The following is a 19,441-nucleotide window of genomic DNA, read 5'->3' as shown; positions in this document are numbered from 1 at the left end:
ACGGCATGCATCAACCGCGGGACAGCTTGCCCAGACGGTCGAGCAGGGCCACCCAGAACGCTGCCGGCAATTCGGCCTGCAGCGGCACAGCGTAATGCCACGCAGTGGCGAAACCCTGGCATTTGACTGCGTCTTTCTCGGTCATCAATACCGGCAGCTCGCTGCCGAAGGACAGATCTTGCGCTGTATAGCGATGGTGGTCGGCAAAGGCATGCGGCACCACGCCGATATCGCGGGTACGCAGCATCTGGAAAAACCGCTGCGGATTGGCGATACCGGCCACCGCGTGCACGCGCAGCCCAGCGAATGATTTCAACGGCTTGTCGCGACCACCCTTCAACGGACGCGCGACATCGATCGACAGGCGCATCGCCCATTCGCCAAAGCCGGAGTCGGCCGCCTGCTCGGCAGCATCACTGGTCTGGCCAAGATTGACCACGCGGAAGTCACAATGCGCGGCGCGTGCGACCGGCTCGCGCAGCGGCCCGGCCGGCAGCAACCGTCCGTTGCCATAGCGGCGCACTGCGTCCACCACTTCGATTTCGATATCGCGCGCCAACCGATAGTGCTGCAAGCCGTCATCGCAGACCACCACATCGCAACCGGCTTCCAGCAAGGCCTTGGCCGCCGCAACCCGGTCCTTGTCCACCCGCACCGGCACCCCGGTTTTCCAGGCGATCAGCACCGGTTCGTCGCCGCCCAATCCCACGTCCATGTCCGCGGTAACCCAGCGCGCCGTATCGGCCTCATCACGACCGTAGCCGCGACTGGCAACACCGGGCTTCCAGCCGGCTTCACGCAGGCGATTGACCAGCGCGATGGTCAGCGGCGTCTTGCCGGTACCTCCGGCGGTGATGTTGCCAACCACGATCACCGGCAACGGCACCTGCCGGGCACGCAGCCAGCCGCGCCGGTACAAGCCGCGCCGCAGAGCGGTTACCGCGCCATACAGTGGCGCCACCAGCCGTGCCGGCAGCGGCACCGGCGCATCGCCATACCAGTAGGCCGGCGTTTGCGGTCCTTGCTTGGCCATCATTCGGGCCTATCGCGGAACTGCATGCTATGCAGGTGCTCATACAAACCGCCCAGTGCCAGCAACTCAGCGTGGGTACCACGCTCGACGATGCGCCCCTGGTCCATCACCAGCACCTGATCGGCGTGTTCAATGGTGGACAGACGATGGGCAATGACCAGCGTGGTGCGGTCGGGCATCAGCTTCTGCAGTGCGTCCTGCACCAACCGCTCGGATTCGTTGTCCAGCGCAGCGGTGGCTTCGTCCAGGATCAGGATGGGCGCATCCTTTAGCATTGCGCGGGCAATCGCCAGGCGCTGGCGCTGGCCGCCGGACAGGCGACTGCCCTTGGCCCCTACCGGCGCATCCACGCCCTGCGGCAACTGCTCGACGAACTCACTGGCGTTGGCACCATCAATGGCCTGCTGCAGCTGCGCGTCGCTGCGCTCCTGCAACTCACCATAGGCGACGTTCTCGGCGATGCTGCCATTGAACAAGGTCACCTGTTGGCCCACCAGCGCAATCTGCCGACGCAGATCGGCCAGCTTGTAGTCCTGCAACGGATGACCATCCAGCAGGATCTGTCCGGCCTCGATTTCGTAGAAGCGCGGGATCAGCTTGATCAAGGTCGACTTGCCACTGCCGGAGCGGCCAACAATGGCCGTCACAGTGCCCGGCTTGGCAATGAAGCTGATGTCTTCCAGCGCAGGCTTGGTCTGCCCCGCATAACGGGCAGTAACGTGGCGGAACTCCAGCAGGCCGCTGGCGCGCTGCAGTGGCAGGCTGCCGCGGTCCACTTCGTCCTGCGCATCCAGGACATGGAACAGACGCTGCGCCGAAGCGATGCCACGTTGGGTCATGTTCTGCACATTGGTCAGCTGCTTCAGTGCCGGAATGATCGCCAGCATCGCCATCAGCAGGCCGACGAAGTCGCCCACCGTCAAACGCCCGGCAGCGGCCTCGTGCCCAGCGATAAGCAGCAGGGCAGCCAACCCGACCGCACCGATCAACTGCACCATGCTGGAAGAAATGCTGCGCGTCGCTTCGACCTTCATCGCCAGCCGCAGGTTGGTATTGGCCAACCCCTTATAGCGATCCAGTTCAGCCGGCTGCGCACCGTAGATCTTCACTTCCTGGTGGCTGGACAGGGCTTGATCGGCGGCCTGCAGCAGATCCGCGCCGCTTTCCTGGATGCGGTGACTGATGCGCCGGTAACGCTTGGCCACGATGTTCATTACCCAGGCCAGTGGCGGTGCCAGCACGAAGATCGCAAGCGTCACCTGCCAGCTGTAATACAGCATCACCGCCAGCGAACCCAACGCCTGCAGTGATTGCTGCAGCACGACCTTCATTGCATCGATGGCAGCCTGCGCCACCTGATCGCTATCCGAGCCCAGCCTTACCAACATGGAGGGCACTGGCTCGGAGTCGAAACGCTGCCCTGGCAGCCGCAGATACTTGCCCAGCACCAGCACCCGGAAATCACGGGCGATGCTGCGTGCAGCCTTGCCCATGCCGATATCGGTCAGATAACCAGCCACACCACGCAACAGGAACAAACCAATGACCGCCAAAGGCATCCATTGGTTGATGTCTTTCGGGTTCACCAGACTATTGGTGATCGGGCTCATCAGGACCAGGAAACCACTGCCTGCGGCCGCCTCGATCAGCATGCCAAGGCCCGCCATCAACAACAGCGGCCGATAGGGTTTGGCGGAGGCAAGCAAGCGCCTGTAGATCTTCCAGGCCGAGTCGTTGTCACTCATTGTTTGGCTTCCGGTGCGGTTGCAATCGCGATCCGGCGGAAACCGAGCTGACCGAGGGCATCCTGCGCGGTGACCACGGCCTGGTACGGCGTACGTGCGTCAGCGCGCAGCAACACGCTCTGCTCGCGGTCAGTGCCGGCCAGCTGGGCAATGATCTGCTTCAGCGATTCGATATCGGTGCGCAGCACTTCCTGATCATTGACGAAGTAGCGGCCGTCGGCATTGACCAGCACGCTCAGCGAAGTCTGCGGCGCGCTCGTCTTCTGGTCGCTGGCCGTGGGCAGCTGCACCTGCAGCGTCGAGCGCGCATCAAAGGTGGTGGTGACCACGAAGAAAATGATCAGCACCAGAATCACATCGATCAGGGGCACCAGATCGATATGCGGCTCGTCTTGTGTGCGATTGTTACCAATCCGCATGGAGTCAGGCCTTCTCGGTTGCCGTCGGACGCGGCGCAGCAGCCTTGCTGGCAGCCATGACCGCCGGGCGACCATCAAGTGCATCCAGCAGCGCGCTGGCTTCCTGCTCCATCTCGATCACGTAGCCATCGATCAGGCCACGGAAATAACGATGGAACATCAAGGCCGGGATCGCGACCATCATGCCGGTCGCGGTACACACCAGCGCCTTGCCGATACCGCCAGCGAGCTGGCCCACATCGCCCACACCGTGATCGAGGATGCCGAGGAACATCTGGATCATGCCGACTACCGTACCCAGCAGGCCCAACAACGGACCAGCCGAGGCGATGGTGCCCAGCGCATTGAGGAAACGGCCCATCCGGTGCACCAGGTGGCGACCGGTGTCTTCGATGCGCTCGCGGATCTGGTCGCGCGGGCGGTTGCGCGCCTCGAGCGCCGCAGCCAACAACGCACCCAGCGGCGAGTTTGCCCGCAGGGAGTCGATATGCGAAGCATCCAGCTTGCCGCGCGCAGCCCAGTTGCGGACTTCCTGCCCCAGTCCCGGCGGCAACACCTCGTTACGCCGCAGGCTCCAGAAACGCTCCAGGACGATTGCCAAGGCCAGCACGCCCAACAGCAGCAACGGCACCATCGGCCATCCGCCGGCTTTGACCAATTCCCACACGTTTCAACCCTCCGGCGCCGCGGCCGCGTATTTGATGTCAGATAGGATAGCAGCCGCCCGCGCCCGCTCAGCGGCGTCCCACGACCTTGAGCGCCAGATTCTGCGCTCACGCAGCTGCAAGCCCCGCTTGCCCAGCCAGACATGCAGCGCCCCGCTCCCCGCCGTGGTCAGCACCTCGGCCCCGGAGCGCTGCCAGCGGGCCACCACGTCACCGCGCGGGTGGCCGAAGCGATTGCCATGGCCACTGGAGATCAGCGCCAGCCGCGCGTCGGTTGCCGCGACGAAACGATGGCTGGAGGACCCGCCGCTGCCGTGGTGGCCAACCAGCACAACATCCGCCCGCAACTTTGCCGGTATGTGCTTGAGCAGGCGCTGCTCAATCACCTCACCGATATCGCCAGTCAACAACGCGGCCCCGTGCGCGCCCTGCACCCGCAGCACGCAACTGGACTCGTTCCCCAGATACGGGAAGGCCGGCGTGGGGTGCAGGAATTCAAACGTCACGCCGTCCCAGCGCCAGACCTGGCCTGCCGCGCAGGCCATTCCCGCCCCGCCCGCGTCCAACGCCAGGCCAGGCGGCATCAGGACCGCTGCCGGCGGCAGTGCGGCCTGCACCGCCGGCAATCCCCCCGCGTGATCATGATCGCCGTGGCTGATCACCAGCCGATCAAGACGCCGTACACCCAAGGCACGCAGCGCTGGCACCACCACGCGTTCACCGGCATCGAAACCATCGGCTACCGCGGGTCCGCTATCAAACAGCAAGGTGTGGTGACGGGTACGCACTACCACCGCCAAGCCCTGCCCCACATCCAAGGTGACCAGCTCGAACTCGCCCGGCCCAGGCCTGTCCCACGACGGCACGCACAGCGGCAGCCAAAGCAAGGCGGCAACGCACTTGCCGGGAGTCCCGACTGGCAACAACAGCCAGACCGCGCCGAGCAACGCCAACGGCACTGCAAACCACGCCGACTCCGGCAACCACCACAGTGAATAGCGACTACTACCCAACACCTCGAACAGCGGCCAACTCAGATCGAAACACCACGCCGACGCACGCCAGGCCAAACTTCCCGCTCCTGCAAAGATCGCTTCCAGCGCGGTACCCACCAACGCCAAGGGCACCACCACCAGACTCCACCAGGGAATCGCCACGAGATTGGCCGCGGGCCCGATTGCCGAAGCCTGGCCAAACAGCATCACCGTCAGCGGCAACAACCCCAGTGTTGCCACACGCTGCGCCGACAGGAAGCCCCAGAACCAATGCGCGCGCTCAGGCAGGCACCACAACAACCACGCCACCCCGGCAAAGCTGAGCCAGAACCCCGCCGTCAACACCGACAGCGGCGCCGGGATCAACACCGCCAAGGCTGCCAGCGCCAGCGCACCTGCCACATCCACCGGCCTGCGCCCGAGCCGCGCCAGCACCACCACCGCAACCATCAGCACGGTGCGAACCGTCGGCAAGCCGAATCCGGCCACCGCCGCGTAGACTGTTGCGCCGGCCAGTGCGCCAATGGCGACTGCCTGCGGACGCGGACAATACCGGCCAAACCACGGCAGCAGCCGCCAAACCCCAGCCACCAGCCATGCCGTGCATAGCGCCACCATTCCGACGTGGAACCCCGAAATCGCGATGAGATGGGTCAGCCCGGTCGCCCGCAGCACCTGCCAGTCCGCCTCACCCAGCCCACGGGTATCGCCCAGCGCCAAGGCCTGCACGTAACGCGACGATGTAGCCGGCACCTGCGTAGCAATACGTGCGGCCATGCGTTCACGCCATGCAACCAGACCCGTGGCAGTCGACAGCCGTTGCGGTATTGACGACTGGCGGACGACGCCACTGGCGGCAACGCTTTGCGCCAGGGCATGTTTCTCTGCATCGAAGCCACCGGGGTTGGCCAAGCCGCGCGGGGCGCGCAGCCGTAGGTTCATCCGCCAACGCTCGCCCGCGTGCACCTGCATGCGCGCGCCTGGCTCTTTCGCGCCGAAGTCGTCGTACCAGGACACCTGCAGCAATCGTCCGCGCAGGTCTACAGGCAAGTCATTGCTGGTATCCAGACGCAGCTGGAATCGGGTGCGGCGGACTTCGTGCTGGGGAAGCGCGCTTACAACACCAGTCAGGGTGAGTTCCTGCCCTTCCCTTGCCGCTGCCAACTGTTGATCCAGACCCCAGCCTGCATGAAGGCAGGTCCAGCCCAACCCGGCCAGCAATGCCCCCAGCCAGCGCCAGCGCGGGCTTGCGAGCCATAGCAGGATTCCCGCCAGTAAGGCGATCCAGCGCAGGGCTGCCGGAGGTAAAGCAGGCGCAAGGATCGCGGTGCAGATGCCGGCCAGAAAGAAGGTCGCCACGGCCTTGCCCGCGACAGCGATGTTTCGCCGGCTGGGTAGCGGGCAAACCGTGTCTGGTTGAACTGCCATATTCGTATCCGTTTACGCCGTGATCAATGCTGGCAGACGGATGCCAGCGCTCCATCGGCGGAAGCGGGTAATGACGGCTCAGGATTGGCAGGCGGCGACTGTAGAACGTAGCCATGCTGCGCTTGGGCATTGCCGGGAAAGCTCCACCTGTAGTGCCGAGCCATGCTCGGCAGGGGCATCGCCGGGAAAGCTCCACCTGTTGGTGCCGAGCCATGCTCGGCAGGGGCATTATTCGAAAAGCTCCTGCCGAGCGTGGCTCGGCACTACATGGCATTGCTGGGGAAGCCCCTGCCGAGCACGGCTCGGCACTACATGGCATTGCTGGGGAAGCCCCTGCCGAGCGTGGCTCGGCACTACTAGGCATTGCTGGGGAAGCCCCTGCCGAGCACGGCTCGGCACTACAAGGCATTGCTGGGGAAGCCCCTGCCGAGCGCGGCTCGGCACTACTAGGCATTGCTGGGGAAGCTCCTGCCGAGCATGGCTCGGCACTACATCGGCGTTTTTCAGGCAAAAGAAAAGCGGGCACGAGGCCCGCTTTTCTTCTCAGCGATACAACACCGCAGCCTTATTCGGCCGAGGTGCCCTCGCCTTCTTCAACGGCCTTCATCGACAGGCGGATACGGCCCTGCTTGTCGACTTCCAGCACCTTGACCTTGACCAGATCGCCTTCCTTCAACACGTCGCCAACCTTCTCGACGCGGTCGCTGGAAATCTGCGACACGTGGACCAGACCGTCCTTGCCCGGCAGGATGGTGACGAATGCACCGAAGTCCATGATCTTGGCGACCTTGCCTTCGTAGATGCGGCCCGGTTCGACGTCCGAGGTGATCTGCTCGATGCGTGCCTTGGCGGCCTGGGCAGCGGCGTTGTTCACCGAAGCGATGGTGATGGTGCCATCGTCCTGGATGTCGATCTGGGTGCCGGTTTCCTTGGTGATTGCCTGGATGGTGGAACCACCCTTGCCGATCACTTCGCGGATCTTGTCCGGGTGGATCTTGATGGTCAGCAGACGCGGCGCGTAGTCCGACAGCTCGGCACGCGGGGTGGTCAGGCCGTGGGCCATTTCACCCAGGATGTGCAGACGGCCAGCCTTGGCCTGCTGCAGTGCCTGCTTCATGATCTCTTCGGTGATGCCTTCGATCTTGATATCCATCTGCAGGGCGGAGATGCCCTCGGCGGTACCAGCGACCTTGAAGTCCATGTCGCCCAGGTGATCTTCGTCACCCAGGATGTCGGACAGGACGACGAAACGCTCGCCTTCCTTGACCAGGCCCATGGCAATACCGGCAACCGGCGACTTGATCGGCACGCCGGCGTCCATCAGGGCCAGCGAGGAACCGCAGACCGAAGCCATCGACGAGGAGCCGTTGGATTCAGTGATTTCCGACACCACGCGAATGGTGTACGGGAAGGCTTCCAGCGACGGCATCACAGCCAGCACACCGCGCTTGGCCAGACGGCCGTGGCCGATTTCACGACGCTTCGGCGCACCGAAACGACCGCACTCACCGACCGAGTAGGGCGGGAAGTTGTAATGGAACAGGAAGTTTTCCTTGTACTCACCGGCAACGGCGTCGATCACCTGGCCATCACGGGCGGTGCCCAAGGTGATGGTCACGATGGCCTGGGTCTCACCACGGGTGAACAGCGCCGAGCCGTGGGTACGCGGCAGCACGCTGGTCTTCACGGCGATCGGGCGGACGGTGTCCAGCGCACGGCCGTCGATGCGGACCTTGGTGTCCAGCACCGAGTTACGCATGGTGCTGTATTCCAGCTCGCCGAACTCCTTCGACAGCTCGGCCGAGTTCCAACCTTCAGCGGCAACGCGGCCAGCCAGGGTCTCGACCACGTCCTTCTTGATCGCCGAGATGGCGTCACGACGCTGCAGCTTGTCACGCACCTGGAAGGCTTCGCCGAGCTTGCCGCCGACGGCTTCCTGCAGCGCGCTGATCAGCGCGGTGTTCTTGGCCGGGGCAACCCAATCGCTCGGCTTGGTGCCGGCTTCAACGGTCAGTTCGTTGATCGCGTTGATGACCTTCTGCATTTCGCGGTGACCGAAGGTCACGGCGCCCAGCATCACGTCTTCGGACAGCAGCGCGGCTTCGGATTCCACCATCAGCACGGCATTGGCGGTACCAGCGACCACCAGCTCCAGCTGCGATTCCTTCAGCTCCGACACGGTCGGGTTGAGGATGTACTGGCCGTCCTTGTAACCGACCTTGGCAGCGCCGATCGGGCCCTTGAACGGGGTGCCGGCCAACGACAGTGCGGCCGAAGCACCGATCAGGGCAGCGATGTCGCCGTCCACTTCCGGGTTCAGCGACATCACCGTGGCGATGATCTGAACTTCGTTCTTGTAGTCTTCCGGGAACAGCGGACGGATCGGGCGATCGATCAGACGCGAGATCAGCGTCTCCTTCTCGGTCGCACGGCCTTCACGCTTGAAGAAGCCACCCGGGATACGGCCACCGGCGTAGAACTTTTCCTGGTAATCAACGGTCAGCGGGAAGAAGTCCTGGCCTTCGCGCGCGCTCTTGGCGGCGACGGCAGTGACCAGCAACACGGTGTCGTCCATCTTGACGATGACTGCGCCGCCGGCCTGACGGGCGACTTCGCCGGTTTCAAGCGTGACGGTGTGTTTGCCGTACTGGAAGGTTTTGGTGATTTTTGCCACGGGGGATCCTTGAAATGCTTTCTTCGATTGGTCCGTTGCCAACCCATGCCGGCAGCGGCTGGCCGGGCGGTTCCGGCCGGTCTACTACGATTTTGAAGCTCTAAAAACAAAGCCGCGGCGCATCGCTGCGCCGCGGCGGGTATCGATTAGCGGCGCAGGCCGAGCTTTTCGATCAATGCTTTATAGCGTGCGACATCCTTGTTCTTCAGGTAGTCGAGCAGGCTACGGCGGCGGTTGACCATCTGCAGCAGACCACGGCGGCTGTGGTGATCCTTCTTGTGTTCCTTGAAGTGGCCGGTCAGCAGTTCAATGCGAGCGGTCAGCAGGGCGACCTGGACTTCCGGTGAGCCGGTGTCAGCAGCGCCGCGCTTGTTTTCTTCAATGACTTTCTGGGTGTCGATCGACATGGTTTTTCTCTTCAGATGCGGGGCCGGCAGGAACGTCTCATGACGCACCGCACAGCTCGCCGATTAATAGGCTGCCCACCGGGGCGGACAGTTGCCCTTTCTAGGGCCGCAAAATTGTAACGGTCACAACCATCCGGGACAAGGCGGGAATGGTCTTGAAGGCACTGCCCGCCGCTGCCCGTTCAGAGATTGAAGCGGCGCTGCGGGCCAAGCCGCCCACCCTCTTCCACCTGCCCCAGGCCCAGCGGCTGCCCGCTTTCGCCGTAAACCACCACCAGGCCCACCGGCCAAGCCGAATTGCGCAAGCGCTGGCCGAGGCAGAACCGGGCCGCCTGGGCAGCATCCAGCTCAACCCTGGCGAACTGACTCAAGCCCTGCTCGATAGGCAACAGCCAATCCAACAGCGCGGCTTCGTCACCGGATTCAGCTACTGCGCGCAGCGCATCCAGGCCAATCATCTTCGGCGTCATGAATGGCTCCACCCACAGCCGCCGCAGCGCGGTGACATGCGCGCCACAGCCCAGCAGTTCGCCCAGGTCGCGGGCGATGCTGCGGATATAGGTCCCCGAACCGCAGGTCACGCGCAGCGACAGGCACTCGCCTTCACGCGCCAGCACCTCTATGGCCTGAACATGCACTTCACGTTCGGGCGCCTCGATGGTCTCGCCGCGGCGAGCCTTGGCGTACAACGGCTCGCCCCCCTGCTTCAGCGCTGAATAGATCGGCGCCCGCTGCAAGATGGTGCCAGTCAGGCTAGCCAGGGCCGCCTGCAACTGCGCATCGCTGAAATCAGGTACCGGCCGCTCGCGCAGCACCGCGCCATCGGCATCATCGGTATCGGTGGTGCTGCCCAGCCGGATTTCAGCGTCATAGGCCTTGGCCGAACCCAGCAGCAGACCGGCGATCTTGGTCGCCTCGCCAAAGCACAACGGCAGCAAGCCCGTGGCCAGCGGATCGAGGCTGCCGGTATGACCACCCTTTTCGGCGCGGAACAGACGACGCGCAACCTGCAGCGCCGTGTTGGAGCTCATGCCAGCCGGCTTGTCGAGCAGAACGATGCCATCCAGGCGGCGGAATTGGATTCGGGGACGCATGCAACACCATAGGGAGGCCGGCGCGAACTCAGCGCACCTGGCAGGAAACGGGAAAGCTGCCTGCGCCATCGTGCACAGGCCAGACATGACAACAGCCCTTTCGGGCTGCTGCGATTACGCTTTATCGGGGTCTTTGTTGGCGTCGGACTCAGGTTCCGGCGGCGGCACAAGATCACGCAGCAGATTGTCGATGCGCTCGCCACGGTCGACCGAGTCGTCGTAGTGGAAATGCAGCTCCGGCACATGCCGCAACTTCATCGCCTTGGCCAGCGACATACGCAGCTCAACCGTCAGCTCGCGCAACCCTTTCATCGCCTCATCCGCACGTTCCGGCATCAGCGCGGTCACGAAGATCTTGGCGTGGGCCATGTCACGGGTGACTTCCACGTCCGACACACTGACCGAAGGCAGGCCGAATTCACGCACGGCGGCATGCACCAGCGTGCCCAGATCACGGCGGATCTGCGCAGAAACACGGTCGGTACGATGGAAAGTCTTAGGCATCAGGCAAGTATCAGCAATAAAGAGTGAATTTCAATGAAACCGTACAACCGATCCGGGAACCGCGAGCGATTCCCGAACCGTGCATCCATGCCGCGAAGGGGCTGCCTGGTGGCCGGGAATCCGCCTCAACGAATTCCGGCTACCGCCGCCCCGATCCCGGCACTTAGAGCGTGCGCGGCACTTCGATACGCTCGAAGCACTCGATCTGGTCGCCCGGCTTGACGTCGTTGTAAGCCTTCACGCCGATACCGCACTCGGTACCGTTGCGAACTTCTTCGACGTTTTCCTTGAAGCGACGCAGCGATTCCAATTCGCCTTCGAACACCACCACGCTGTCGCGCAGCACGCGGATCGGCTTGTTCCGCTTCACCACGCCTTCGATGATCATGCAGCCTGCAACCGCGCCGAACTTGGAGCTGCGGAACACGTCGCGGACCTGGGCGATACCGATGATCTCTTCGCGGATTTCCACGCCGAGCAGACCGGAAGCTACCTGCTTCACCTGGTCGATCACGTCATAGATGATCGAGAAGTAACGCAGATCAACGCCGTTGGACTCAATGATGCGACGGGCCGAAGCATCCGCACGCACGTTGAAGCCGATGACGGTGGCCTTGGAAGCCACGGCCGAGTTGGCGTCGGACTCGGTGATGCCGCCCACGCCGGAGTGGATCACGTTGATGCGGATGTCGTCGTTGGACAGTGCAACCAGCGCCTGGCTCAGCGCCTGCACCGAACCCTGGACGTCGGCCTTGATCAACAGGTTCAACACCTGCTGGCCTTCGCCCTTGCCCAGCTGCGACATGATGTCTTCCATGCGGCTGCCGGCAGTTGCGACCAGACGCGACTCGCGACGCTTGGTTTCACGGGTCTGTGCAACGTCCTTGGCCAGACGCTCGTCTTCAACCACGACGAAGTCGTCACCGGCTTCCGGCACGCCCGACAGACCCAGCACCTGCACCGGAATCGAGGGACCAGCCTCGGAGACCTGGGCACCAGTTTCGTCAAACAGTGCACGCACGCGACCGTACTGGATACCGCACACCAGGTAGTCGCCCTTCTTCAGCAGACCCTGTTGCACCAGCACCGTCGCGATCGGGCCACGGCCCTTGTCCAGCGAGGATTCGATGACCACACCGTTGGCGCGGCCATCGGCCACCGCCTTCAGTTCCAGCACTTCGGCCTGCAGCGAAATCGCATCCAGCAAATCGTCGATACCCAGACCGGTCTTGGCAGAGATTTCCACCATCTGCACGTCACCACCGAAGTCTTCGGCCACGACCTGCTCAGCAAGCAGTTCGTTCTTGACGCGCATCGGGTCGGCCGAGGCCTTGTCGATCTTGTTGATTGCCACCACGATCGGCGCGTTTGCGGCACGGGCGTGCTGGATGGCTTCCTTGGTCTGCGGCATCACGCCATCGTCGGCGGCGACAACCACCACCACGATATCGGTCAGCTGCGCACCACGGGCACGCATCGAGGTGAACGCGGCGTGGCCCGGGGTATCAAGGAAGCTGATCACGCCCTTCGGCGTGGTCACATGGTAAGCACCGATGTGCTGGGTGATACCACCAGCTTCACCGTTGGCAACCTTGGTGCGGCGCATGTAGTCCAGCAGCGAGGTCTTGCCGTGATCGACGTGGCCCATGATGGTCACGACCGGTGCACGCGGCACGGCTACGCGCTCATCGGCACCAGTGATGGCCAGCAGTGCATCTTCGGCATCGTTGGCATTGGCGCGCACCACGTTGTGGCCGAGTTCTTCGACAACCAGTGCGGCGGTGTCATGGTCGATGGTTTGGGTGATGGTCGCCATCACGCCCATCTTGAACAGCGCTTTCACCACCTCGCCGCCCTTGAGTGCGAGCTTCTGCGCCAGATCGGCGACGGTGATGGTGTCGCCAACGGCGACTTCACGCACCACCGGTGCGGTCGGACGTTCGAAGGCATGGCTGCCGCCACCGCTACGTGCTGCGTCATTGCCACGGCGACCCTGCGGTGCACGCGCACCCGGACGACCGCGCGAATTATTGTTGTTGCTGTTGCCACGACGGGCACGGTCAGACGCCGACAGGTGCAGCTGGCCACCGAAACGGTTGCCATCGCCACCTTCGTTGCGCTTGCCCGGCTTTGCATTGGCATTGGCGTTTGCGTTGTTGCCACGCTCTTCGCGGGCCGGTGCGCGGGCCGGTGCAGCAGCAGCCGGACGCGCGGCGCGCGGCGCCGAAGCTTCGACCTCGGGTGCCGGCTTGGCAGCAGCAGCCTTGGCAGCCGCTTCAGCAGCGGCCTTCTCAGCCTCGATGCGTGCGGCTTCGGCCTCTTCGGCGGCCTTCTTGGCAGCGATGCTTTCGTCGCGGGCGCGATCCTTCTCGGCCAGCATGCGCTGTTCATCGAGATTGCGCTGGCGCGATTCCTCGAGCTTGCGCAGGATATCCGCGCGCTCTTCGTCCGGCGTCATCGCAGGCTTGCCACCTTCCGGCTTGGTGTAGGTACGCTTCTGGCGCACTTCCACATTGACGGTGGTCTTGCTGCGGCCAGCGTTGACGGTCACTTCCTGATGCTTGCGGCGATTCAGGGTGATCTTCTTGGCTGCGGCCTCGGCGTCTTCGACCGGCTGCTCTTCCTTGCCATGCGAACGGCGGAGGAAGCCAAGCAGCTTCACTTTCTCGGTACTGGTCACGACCTGATCGGGACCGCTGAACTTCATCCCGGCCTGGGACAGCTGTTCAAGCAGTTTCTCGACCGGCGTGTTGACCAGTTCGGCGAGCTTGCGGATGGTGGTTTGCTGCGACATTCGGATCCTATGATCTTGTTTGCGCCCCCTCGTCACGAACGAAGGCAGCGCGGAGTCTACGCCCTGAGCGGCTCAGGGCACTGTTCATCGCTGGCTCATTCGCCGCGCTCCAGGCGGGCGATCTCCTCGGCGCGGGCTGCCAGGACCAACGCCGCGGCGCGCTCCAGATCCATGCCCTCGATGCCGAACTCCAGAACCTCGTCGGCAGCCAGATCCGACAGATCCTCACTTGTGCGCACGCCGTGGCCAGCCAGCGCGTACGCCGTAGCCTCATCCATGCCCTTCAGTGCCAGCAGATCTGCTGCCGGCACATCGCCGTCAGCACCCTCTTCCACCGCCAGCGCTTCATTGAGCAGCGCATCGCGGGCGCGGGCGCGGAGTTCCTCAACGATATCTTCGTCGAAGCCTTCCACTGCCAGCAACTCACCAACCGGCACGTAGGCGATTTCTTCCACCGTACCAAAACCTTCAGACACCAGGATGCCGGCGATTTCTTCGTCCACTTCCAGCTTGTCCATGAACAGCTGACGGGCGACGCCCTGCTCGGCTTCCGACTTGGCGGTCACCTGGTCCTGGGTCATCACATTCAGCTGCCAACCGGTCAGGCGGCTGGCCAGACGCACGTTCTGGCCGCCCTTGCCGATCGCTTGGGCCAGGCGGTCTTCCGCCACGGCCAGGTCCATCGAATGCTTTTCTTCGTCAACGATGATCGACTGGACTTCAGCCGGTGCCATCGCATTGATGACGAAGTTGGCCGGATTTTCGTTCCACAACACGATATCCACGCGCTCGCCATTGAGCTCGTTGGACACCGCCTGCACGCGCGAACCGCGCATGCCGATGCAGGCACCGATCGGATCGGTGCGGCTGTCATGGGCCAGCACGGCGATCTTGGCACGGTCGCCCGGGTCACGTGCACAGGCCTTGATCTCAACCAGGCCCTGGCCGACTTCCGGCACTTCCAGCTTGAACAGCTCGATCATGAATTCGGGTGCAGCGCGACTGATGAACAGCTGCGGGCCGCGCGGTTCCGAACGCACTTCAGCCAGGTAGCCGCGCACGCGGTCGCCGGCACGCAGCACGTCACGCGGAATGCCCTTGTCCTTCGGAATGAAGGCTTCGGCATTGCCGCCCAGATCGACATAGATGTTGCCGCGCTCGGCGCGCTTGACCACACCTGTGACCAGTTCGCCAACGCGGTCCTTCCATGCATCCACCACCTGCTGGCGCTCGGCTTCGCGCACACGCTGGACGATGACCTGCTTGGCAGCCTGCGCTGCGATACGGCCGAAATCGGGGTTTTCAATCTGCTCTTCAATGTAGTCGCCGACTTCAACGCCGTCGGCTTCATCGATAGCATCCATCAAACGGATCTGGCGGTCCGGCGACTCCATCACGACGTCATCAGCGACCACTTCCCAGCGACGGAAAGTTTCGTAGGTGCCATCCTTGTGATTGATCGAAACGCGCGCCAGAACTTCTTCCTCGGCGTAGCGCTTCTTCGCGGCAGAAGCCAGTGCGGCCTCGATCGCATCAAAAATAACTTCACGCGGCACGCCCTTCTCGTTGGCGACTGCGTCAACTACCAGCAAAAGTTCCTTGCTCATCGGCTCACTCCGCGCGCGGCTTTTTGGCCGCCGTTTCGTTATTGGAATTATTCTTGGTCTTGCCCTGCTTGGGGGCCGGACCCGTCGGTTTGGTCGGTGCCAGGCCCAAAGCGGCCCAGTCCGGAATGATGCGTGCCTTGTCGATGTTGTCGAACGAAGCCACGAACGGCTTGTTGTCGACGACAAACGTCACCGTGCCCTGCTCCTGGTCAACCGCGACGATCTCCCCTTGCAGGCGACGGCGGTTTTCCTGCGGCAGCTTCAGGCCGACCTTGGCGGATTCACCAATGGCGCGCTCGAACTGCTCCAGCGAGAACAACGGACGGTCCACGCCCGGCGAAGACACCTCCAGCGTGTAATTGCCGCTGATCGGGTCTTCAACGTCCAGCTGCGCGGAGACCTCGCGACTCACGCGCTCGCAGTCTTCAACATTGACCATGCGCTCAGGCTGCTCAGCCAGCGGCACGTCGATATACAGGCGCAACGTTGCGCCGCCCGGGGCCGGCAGATATTCGGCACCAAGCAACTCGAGCCCCAACGCCTGCACGGTGGGGCTCAGCAGGTTCGCGATTTCAGTAGCCTTGTCGCTCACAGCCAGCCTTGATTCGTAAGTTAGAGAACGGTTGTCACCCAACCGGGGTTTCTGATTTCCAGAAACAGCAAAGGGCCCACATGGGCCCTTTGTCCGTTTGGATCCAATGAGCGGATCCCGGTTGCAAGAACGGAAGCAGCCGTTCTTGCGAGCCCAACTTTTGCCTCATCAACACATCGTGTTGCAAAGACCGAAGCTGGTAGCGGGGGCAGGATTTGAACCTGCGACCTTCGGGTTATGAGCCCGACGAGCTGCCAGACTGCTCCACCCCGCATCAGAAGCGGAATTATGAAGTAACCAAGCCAATAATGCAAGACTTATTTACTTCGCGTTTCTCTCAACAAGCTGGAGAAACCCGGAAAAACCCTTCCGGTTGAATCACTTATCAGGCGATTCCGACCTTTCCGCTGGGCGGTGAGGTCGTCAACTCAGGAGATGAATAATACACACTTCGCGCAGCTTTGTAACGTTCTTTATTACAAATGTGCAAAAGAATTGCGCATCCACTCCATGATCGGGCCCAAACCGAGCGGCAGGAACAGCAGCAGCACGGAATTCACGCCCAGCACGATGCCCAGGATGCGGTCGTTGTTGCGCGGCAGCGGCTCACCTACCGGCTCATCGAAGTACATGACCTTGATGACACGCAGGTAGTAGAAGCAACCGATCACCGCACACAACACGCCAACCATGGCCAGCCACAGCAGGCCACCATTGACTGCCGCGCTCAGCACCGACAGCTTGGTCCAGAAGCCCAGGAACGGCGGGATGCCGGCCAGCGACGCCATGATGCACAGGACCAGGCCTGCCATCCACGGGCTGCGGGCGTTCAGGCCCTTGAAGTCTTCGATGTTCTCGGCCTCAAAACCAGCACGCGACATCGCGATGATCGCGCCGAATGCCGCGGTCGACATGATGGCGTAGGCAATGGCGTAGAACAGCGCGGCCGAATAGCCCGCCTCGCCGCCACCTGCGATGCCCATCAGCAGGAAGCCGATGTGCGACACCGTCGAGTACGCCAGCATGCGCTTCAGGTTGGTCTGGGCGATAGCCATCAGGTTACCGATGACCAGCGACAACGCGGCCAGGCCGGCCAGCACGTACTGCAGCTCGGTCGACAGTGGGCCAACACCCATTTCCAGCAGGCGGTAAGCCATGCCGAAAGCCGCCAGCTTCGGTGCCGAGCTGATGAACAGCGCGATCGGCGCCGGCGCACCCTGGTAGACGTCGGGCAGCCACATATGGAACGGCGCAGCGCCCAGCTTGAACGCTACACCGGCAACCATGAACACCGCGCCGGTCAACAGCAGCAGGCGCTCATCGGAATGGGCGATGGAAGCGTGGATCACGTCCAGGTGCAGCGAACCGGTGGCGCCGTAGACCAGCGACATGCCGTACAGCAGCAGGCCCGAAGCCAAGGAACCCAGCACGATGTACTTCATGCCGGCTTCGGCAGCGAGCTTGTTCTCACGGTTGCTGGCAACCAGCGCATAGGAACACAGCGCCAGCAGTTCCAGGCCCAGGTAGACCATCAGCAGGCTGCCGGCCGACACCAGGATCATCATGCCGGCGGTGGCGAACAGGATCAGCACCGGGATCTCGCCCTGGTACAGGTTGCGCTCGCGCAGGTAGCTCCAGCCGTAGATCAGGCTCAAGCCACTGACCAGCACTACGACGGTCTTCATGACATCGGCAGCGTTGTCACGGATGAACATCCCGTGGAATACCTCGCCCTGCCCGCCCACGCCGTTCAACAGCATGATGAAGGCGACAGCGAGAATCGCCACCGAAATGAAGTGGGTCCAGACCTTGTGCTTGGTGCTGATGAACAGATCAAGGATCAGCAGGGCGAAGGCACCGCCAATCACTACCAGTTCGGGCAGCAACGGCAGCAGGTCGGTCATGGTCAACGGCAGGGGCGTCGGCGTGGTCATCATCAAATCCTGGAATCAATACTCTCGACGAGCCGCTTACAGCAGCTTGCTAGAAGCGATCTGCATCGCCAGATGGGCGATGGACGGCTCCATCAGATCGGTCAGCGGCTTGGGGTAGAAGCCCAGCACCAACGTACCGACCGCAAACACGGTCATTACCAGCCACTCACGACCATTCATGTCCTTCAGCTCGGCGACGTGGGCGTTGCCCACCTCACCGAAGAACACGCGCTTGTACAGCCACAGCGAATACGCCGCACTGATGATCAGCGTGGTCGCAGCGCCCAGGGCAACCAGCGGGTTCCACTGGAATGCAGCCAGCACGATCATGAACTCACCAACGAAGCCGCTGGTGCCCGGCAGGCCGGAGTTGGCCATGAAGAACAGCAATGCAAAGGCAGCAAACCACGGCATCACGTTGACCACGCCGCCGTAATCGGCGATGCGGCGGCTGTGCATGCGGTCATACAGCACGCCCACGCAGGAGAACATCGCGCCGGACACAAAGCCGTGCGAAATCATCTGCACCATGGCGCCCTGCAGGCCCAGACGGGCGGCATCGGCGTTGCCGGCGTCACGCACCAGCCACAGCGCCGTGAAGGTACCCAGGGTGACGAAACCCATATGCGCGACCGACGAATAAGCAATCAGCTTCTTCATGTCGTCCTGCACCATTGCCACCAGGCCGACGTAGATCACCGCCACCAGCGACAGCGCGATCACCAGCCATGCCCACTCGTGGCTTGCATCGGGGACGATCGGCAGGTTGAAGCGCAGGAAACCGTAGCCACCAATCTTCAGTGCGATTGCGGCCAGGATCACCGAACCCGCGGTCGGCGCTTCAACGTGCGCGTCCGGCAGCCAGGTGTGCACCGGGAACATCGGCACCTTGACCGCGAAGGCGATCAGGAAGGCGAAGAATATCCACGTCTGTTCCTTGCCCGACAGCTGCAGCTGATACAGGTCAACCAACTGGAAGCTGCCGCCCTTCAGGTACAGATAGATCAGTGCCACCAGCATCAGCACCGAGCCGAGGAAGGTGTACAAGAAGAACTTCATGGCCGCGTAGATACGACGCGGACCGCCCCAGACGCCGATGATCAGGAACATCGGGATCAGCATGGCTTCGAAGAACACGTAGAACAGCATCGCGTCGGTGGCGGCGAAGATGCCGACCGTCACGCCTTCCAGGATCAGGAAGGCAGCCACGTACTGGTTGACGCGCTTGTCGACCACGCCCCAGGCGCCGATCAGTGCCAGCACGCCAATCAGCGTGGTCAGCAGGATCAAGGCGATGGCGATGCCGTCGACGGCCAGGTTGTAGCCAATGTCGAACGCCGGGATCCACGGATGCTGTTCGACGAACTGCATCACATCGGCAGCGCCGCGGTCGTAGCCGCTGAGCAAGCCAAGGCTGAGCAGGAAGGTGAGCAATGCCACCGCCAAGGATGCCCAACGGGCAGCCTGGGCGTTACGCAAGGCGAGGATCAAGGCACCGCCGATGATCGGCAGCCAGATGAGAATGCTAAGTAGAGGCCAGTTCGACACGT

The 19,441-nt window shown here is 62.9% G+C and carries 13 protein-coding genes, 1 tRNA gene and 1 pseudogene; all 15 read right to left on the bottom strand.

Going from position 1 to position 19,441, the window contains the following annotated elements:
- Window positions 1-10: 10 nt before the first annotated feature.
- The gene (gene lpxK / locus ACVOLS_RS06585) at window positions 11-1,033 is read right to left on the bottom strand and encodes a tetraacyldisaccharide 4'-kinase (protein ID WP_481544945.1); all 1,023 of its coding nucleotides are present in this window, start codon (window positions 1,031-1,033) and stop codon (window positions 11-13) included.
- Window positions 1,033-2,778, bottom strand: a complete 1,746-nt coding sequence (msbA, locus tag ACVOLS_RS06580; RefSeq protein ID WP_481544944.1) for a lipid A export permease/ATP-binding protein MsbA — start codon at window positions 2,776-2,778, stop codon at window positions 1,033-1,035. The genes lpxK and msbA overlap by 1 nt, the downstream gene beginning before the upstream one ends.
- Window positions 2,775-3,197 carry an ExbD/TolR family protein gene (locus ACVOLS_RS06575; RefSeq protein ID WP_481544943.1) on the bottom strand — a complete coding sequence of 141 codons (423 nt, stop codon included), beginning with the start codon at window positions 3,195-3,197 and terminating at the stop codon, window positions 2,775-2,777. Before ACVOLS_RS06575 ends, msbA begins: the two co-directional genes overlap by 4 nt.
- 4 nt (window positions 3,198-3,201) lie before the next feature.
- Window positions 3,202-3,864, bottom strand: a complete 663-nt coding sequence (locus ACVOLS_RS06570) for a MotA/TolQ/ExbB proton channel family protein (RefSeq protein ID WP_481544942.1) — start codon at window positions 3,862-3,864, stop codon at window positions 3,202-3,204.
- Window positions 3,758-6,285: pseudogene (locus ACVOLS_RS06565) on the bottom strand (DNA internalization-related competence protein ComEC/Rec2). Before ACVOLS_RS06565 ends, ACVOLS_RS06570 begins: the two are co-directional and overlap by 107 nt.
- Window positions 6,286-6,850: 565 nt before the next feature.
- The gene (pnp, locus tag ACVOLS_RS06560) at window positions 6,851-8,959 is read right to left on the bottom strand and encodes a polyribonucleotide nucleotidyltransferase (RefSeq protein ID WP_481544941.1); all 2,109 of its coding nucleotides are present in this window, start codon (window positions 8,957-8,959) and stop codon (window positions 6,851-6,853) included.
- Window positions 8,960-9,105: 146 nt separating this feature from the next.
- A complete protein-coding gene (gene rpsO / locus ACVOLS_RS06555) occupies window positions 9,106-9,366 on the bottom strand; it encodes a 30S ribosomal protein S15 (protein WP_057626688.1) in 261 nt (86 codons plus the stop codon).
- Between the two features lie 182 nt (window positions 9,367-9,548).
- On the bottom strand, window positions 9,549-10,460 hold the full coding sequence (gene truB, locus ACVOLS_RS06550) for a tRNA pseudouridine(55) synthase TruB (protein WP_481544940.1): 912 nt from the start codon (window positions 10,458-10,460) through the stop codon (window positions 9,549-9,551).
- 114 nt (window positions 10,461-10,574) lie between these two features.
- Window positions 10,575-10,964, bottom strand: a complete 390-nt coding sequence (gene rbfA / locus ACVOLS_RS06545; RefSeq protein WP_481544939.1) for a 30S ribosome-binding factor RbfA — start codon at window positions 10,962-10,964, stop codon at window positions 10,575-10,577.
- 163 nt (window positions 10,965-11,127) lie between these two features.
- Window positions 11,128-13,758 carry a translation initiation factor IF-2 gene (gene infB, locus ACVOLS_RS06540; protein ID WP_481544938.1) on the bottom strand — a complete coding sequence of 877 codons (2,631 nt, stop codon included), beginning with the start codon at window positions 13,756-13,758 and terminating at the stop codon, window positions 11,128-11,130.
- A 95-nt stretch (window positions 13,759-13,853) separates the two neighbouring features.
- Window positions 13,854-15,365 (bottom strand): transcription termination factor NusA, encoded by a 1,512-nt coding sequence (gene nusA / locus ACVOLS_RS06535; protein WP_481544937.1) that lies wholly within the window; start codon window positions 15,363-15,365, stop codon window positions 13,854-13,856.
- Between the two features lie 4 nt (window positions 15,366-15,369).
- A complete protein-coding gene (gene rimP / locus ACVOLS_RS06530; RefSeq protein ID WP_481544936.1) occupies window positions 15,370-15,957 on the bottom strand; it encodes a ribosome maturation factor RimP in 588 nt (195 codons plus the stop codon).
- Between the two features lie 197 nt (window positions 15,958-16,154).
- Window positions 16,155-16,231 (bottom strand) — tRNA-Met (locus ACVOLS_RS06525).
- A 202-nt stretch (window positions 16,232-16,433) separates the two neighbouring features.
- Window positions 16,434-17,891 carry an NADH-quinone oxidoreductase subunit NuoN gene (gene nuoN, locus ACVOLS_RS06520; protein WP_481544935.1) on the bottom strand — a complete coding sequence of 486 codons (1,458 nt, stop codon included), beginning with the start codon at window positions 17,889-17,891 and terminating at the stop codon, window positions 16,434-16,436.
- Between the two features lie 36 nt (window positions 17,892-17,927).
- Window positions 17,928-19,439, bottom strand: a complete 1,512-nt coding sequence (locus tag ACVOLS_RS06515; RefSeq protein ID WP_481515245.1) for an NADH-quinone oxidoreductase subunit M — start codon at window positions 19,437-19,439, stop codon at window positions 17,928-17,930.
- Window positions 19,440-19,441 lie beyond the last annotated feature (2 nt).

It is taken from the genome of Stenotrophomonas sp. STEN038 (genome assembly GCF_056759895.1).
The sequence above is the reverse complement of the archived record's forward strand: the minus strand, read 5'-3'. Positions and strand labels throughout refer to the sequence as shown.

Excerpts from the sequence above, each read along its gene's own strand:
- lpxK (WP_481544945.1), bottom strand. The coding sequence starts at position 1,033 with ATGGCCAAGCAAGGACCGCAAACGCCGGCCTACTGGTATGGCGATGCG.
- msbA (WP_481544944.1), bottom strand. The coding sequence starts at position 2,778 with ATGAGTGACAACGACTCGGCCTGGAAGATCTACAGGCGCTTGCTTGCC.
- ACVOLS_RS06575 (WP_481544943.1), bottom strand. The coding sequence starts at position 3,197 with ATGCGGATTGGTAACAATCGCACACAAGACGAGCCGCATATCGATCTG.
- rpsO (WP_057626688.1), bottom strand. The coding sequence starts at position 9,366 with ATGTCGATCGACACCCAGAAAGTCATTGAAGAAAACAAGCGCGGCGCT.
- truB (WP_481544940.1), bottom strand. The coding sequence starts at position 10,460 with ATGCGTCCCCGAATCCAATTCCGCCGCCTGGATGGCATCGTTCTGCTC.
- rbfA (WP_481544939.1), bottom strand. The coding sequence starts at position 10,964 with ATGCCTAAGACTTTCCATCGTACCGACCGTGTTTCTGCGCAGATCCGC.
- infB (WP_481544938.1), bottom strand. The coding sequence starts at position 13,758 with ATGTCGCAGCAAACCACCATCCGCAAGCTCGCCGAACTGGTCAACACG.
- nusA (WP_481544937.1), bottom strand. The coding sequence starts at position 15,365 with ATGAGCAAGGAACTTTTGCTGGTAGTTGACGCAGTCGCCAACGAGAAG.
- nuoN (WP_481544935.1), bottom strand. The coding sequence starts at position 17,891 with ATGACCACGCCGACGCCCCTGCCGTTGACCATGACCGACCTGCTGCCG.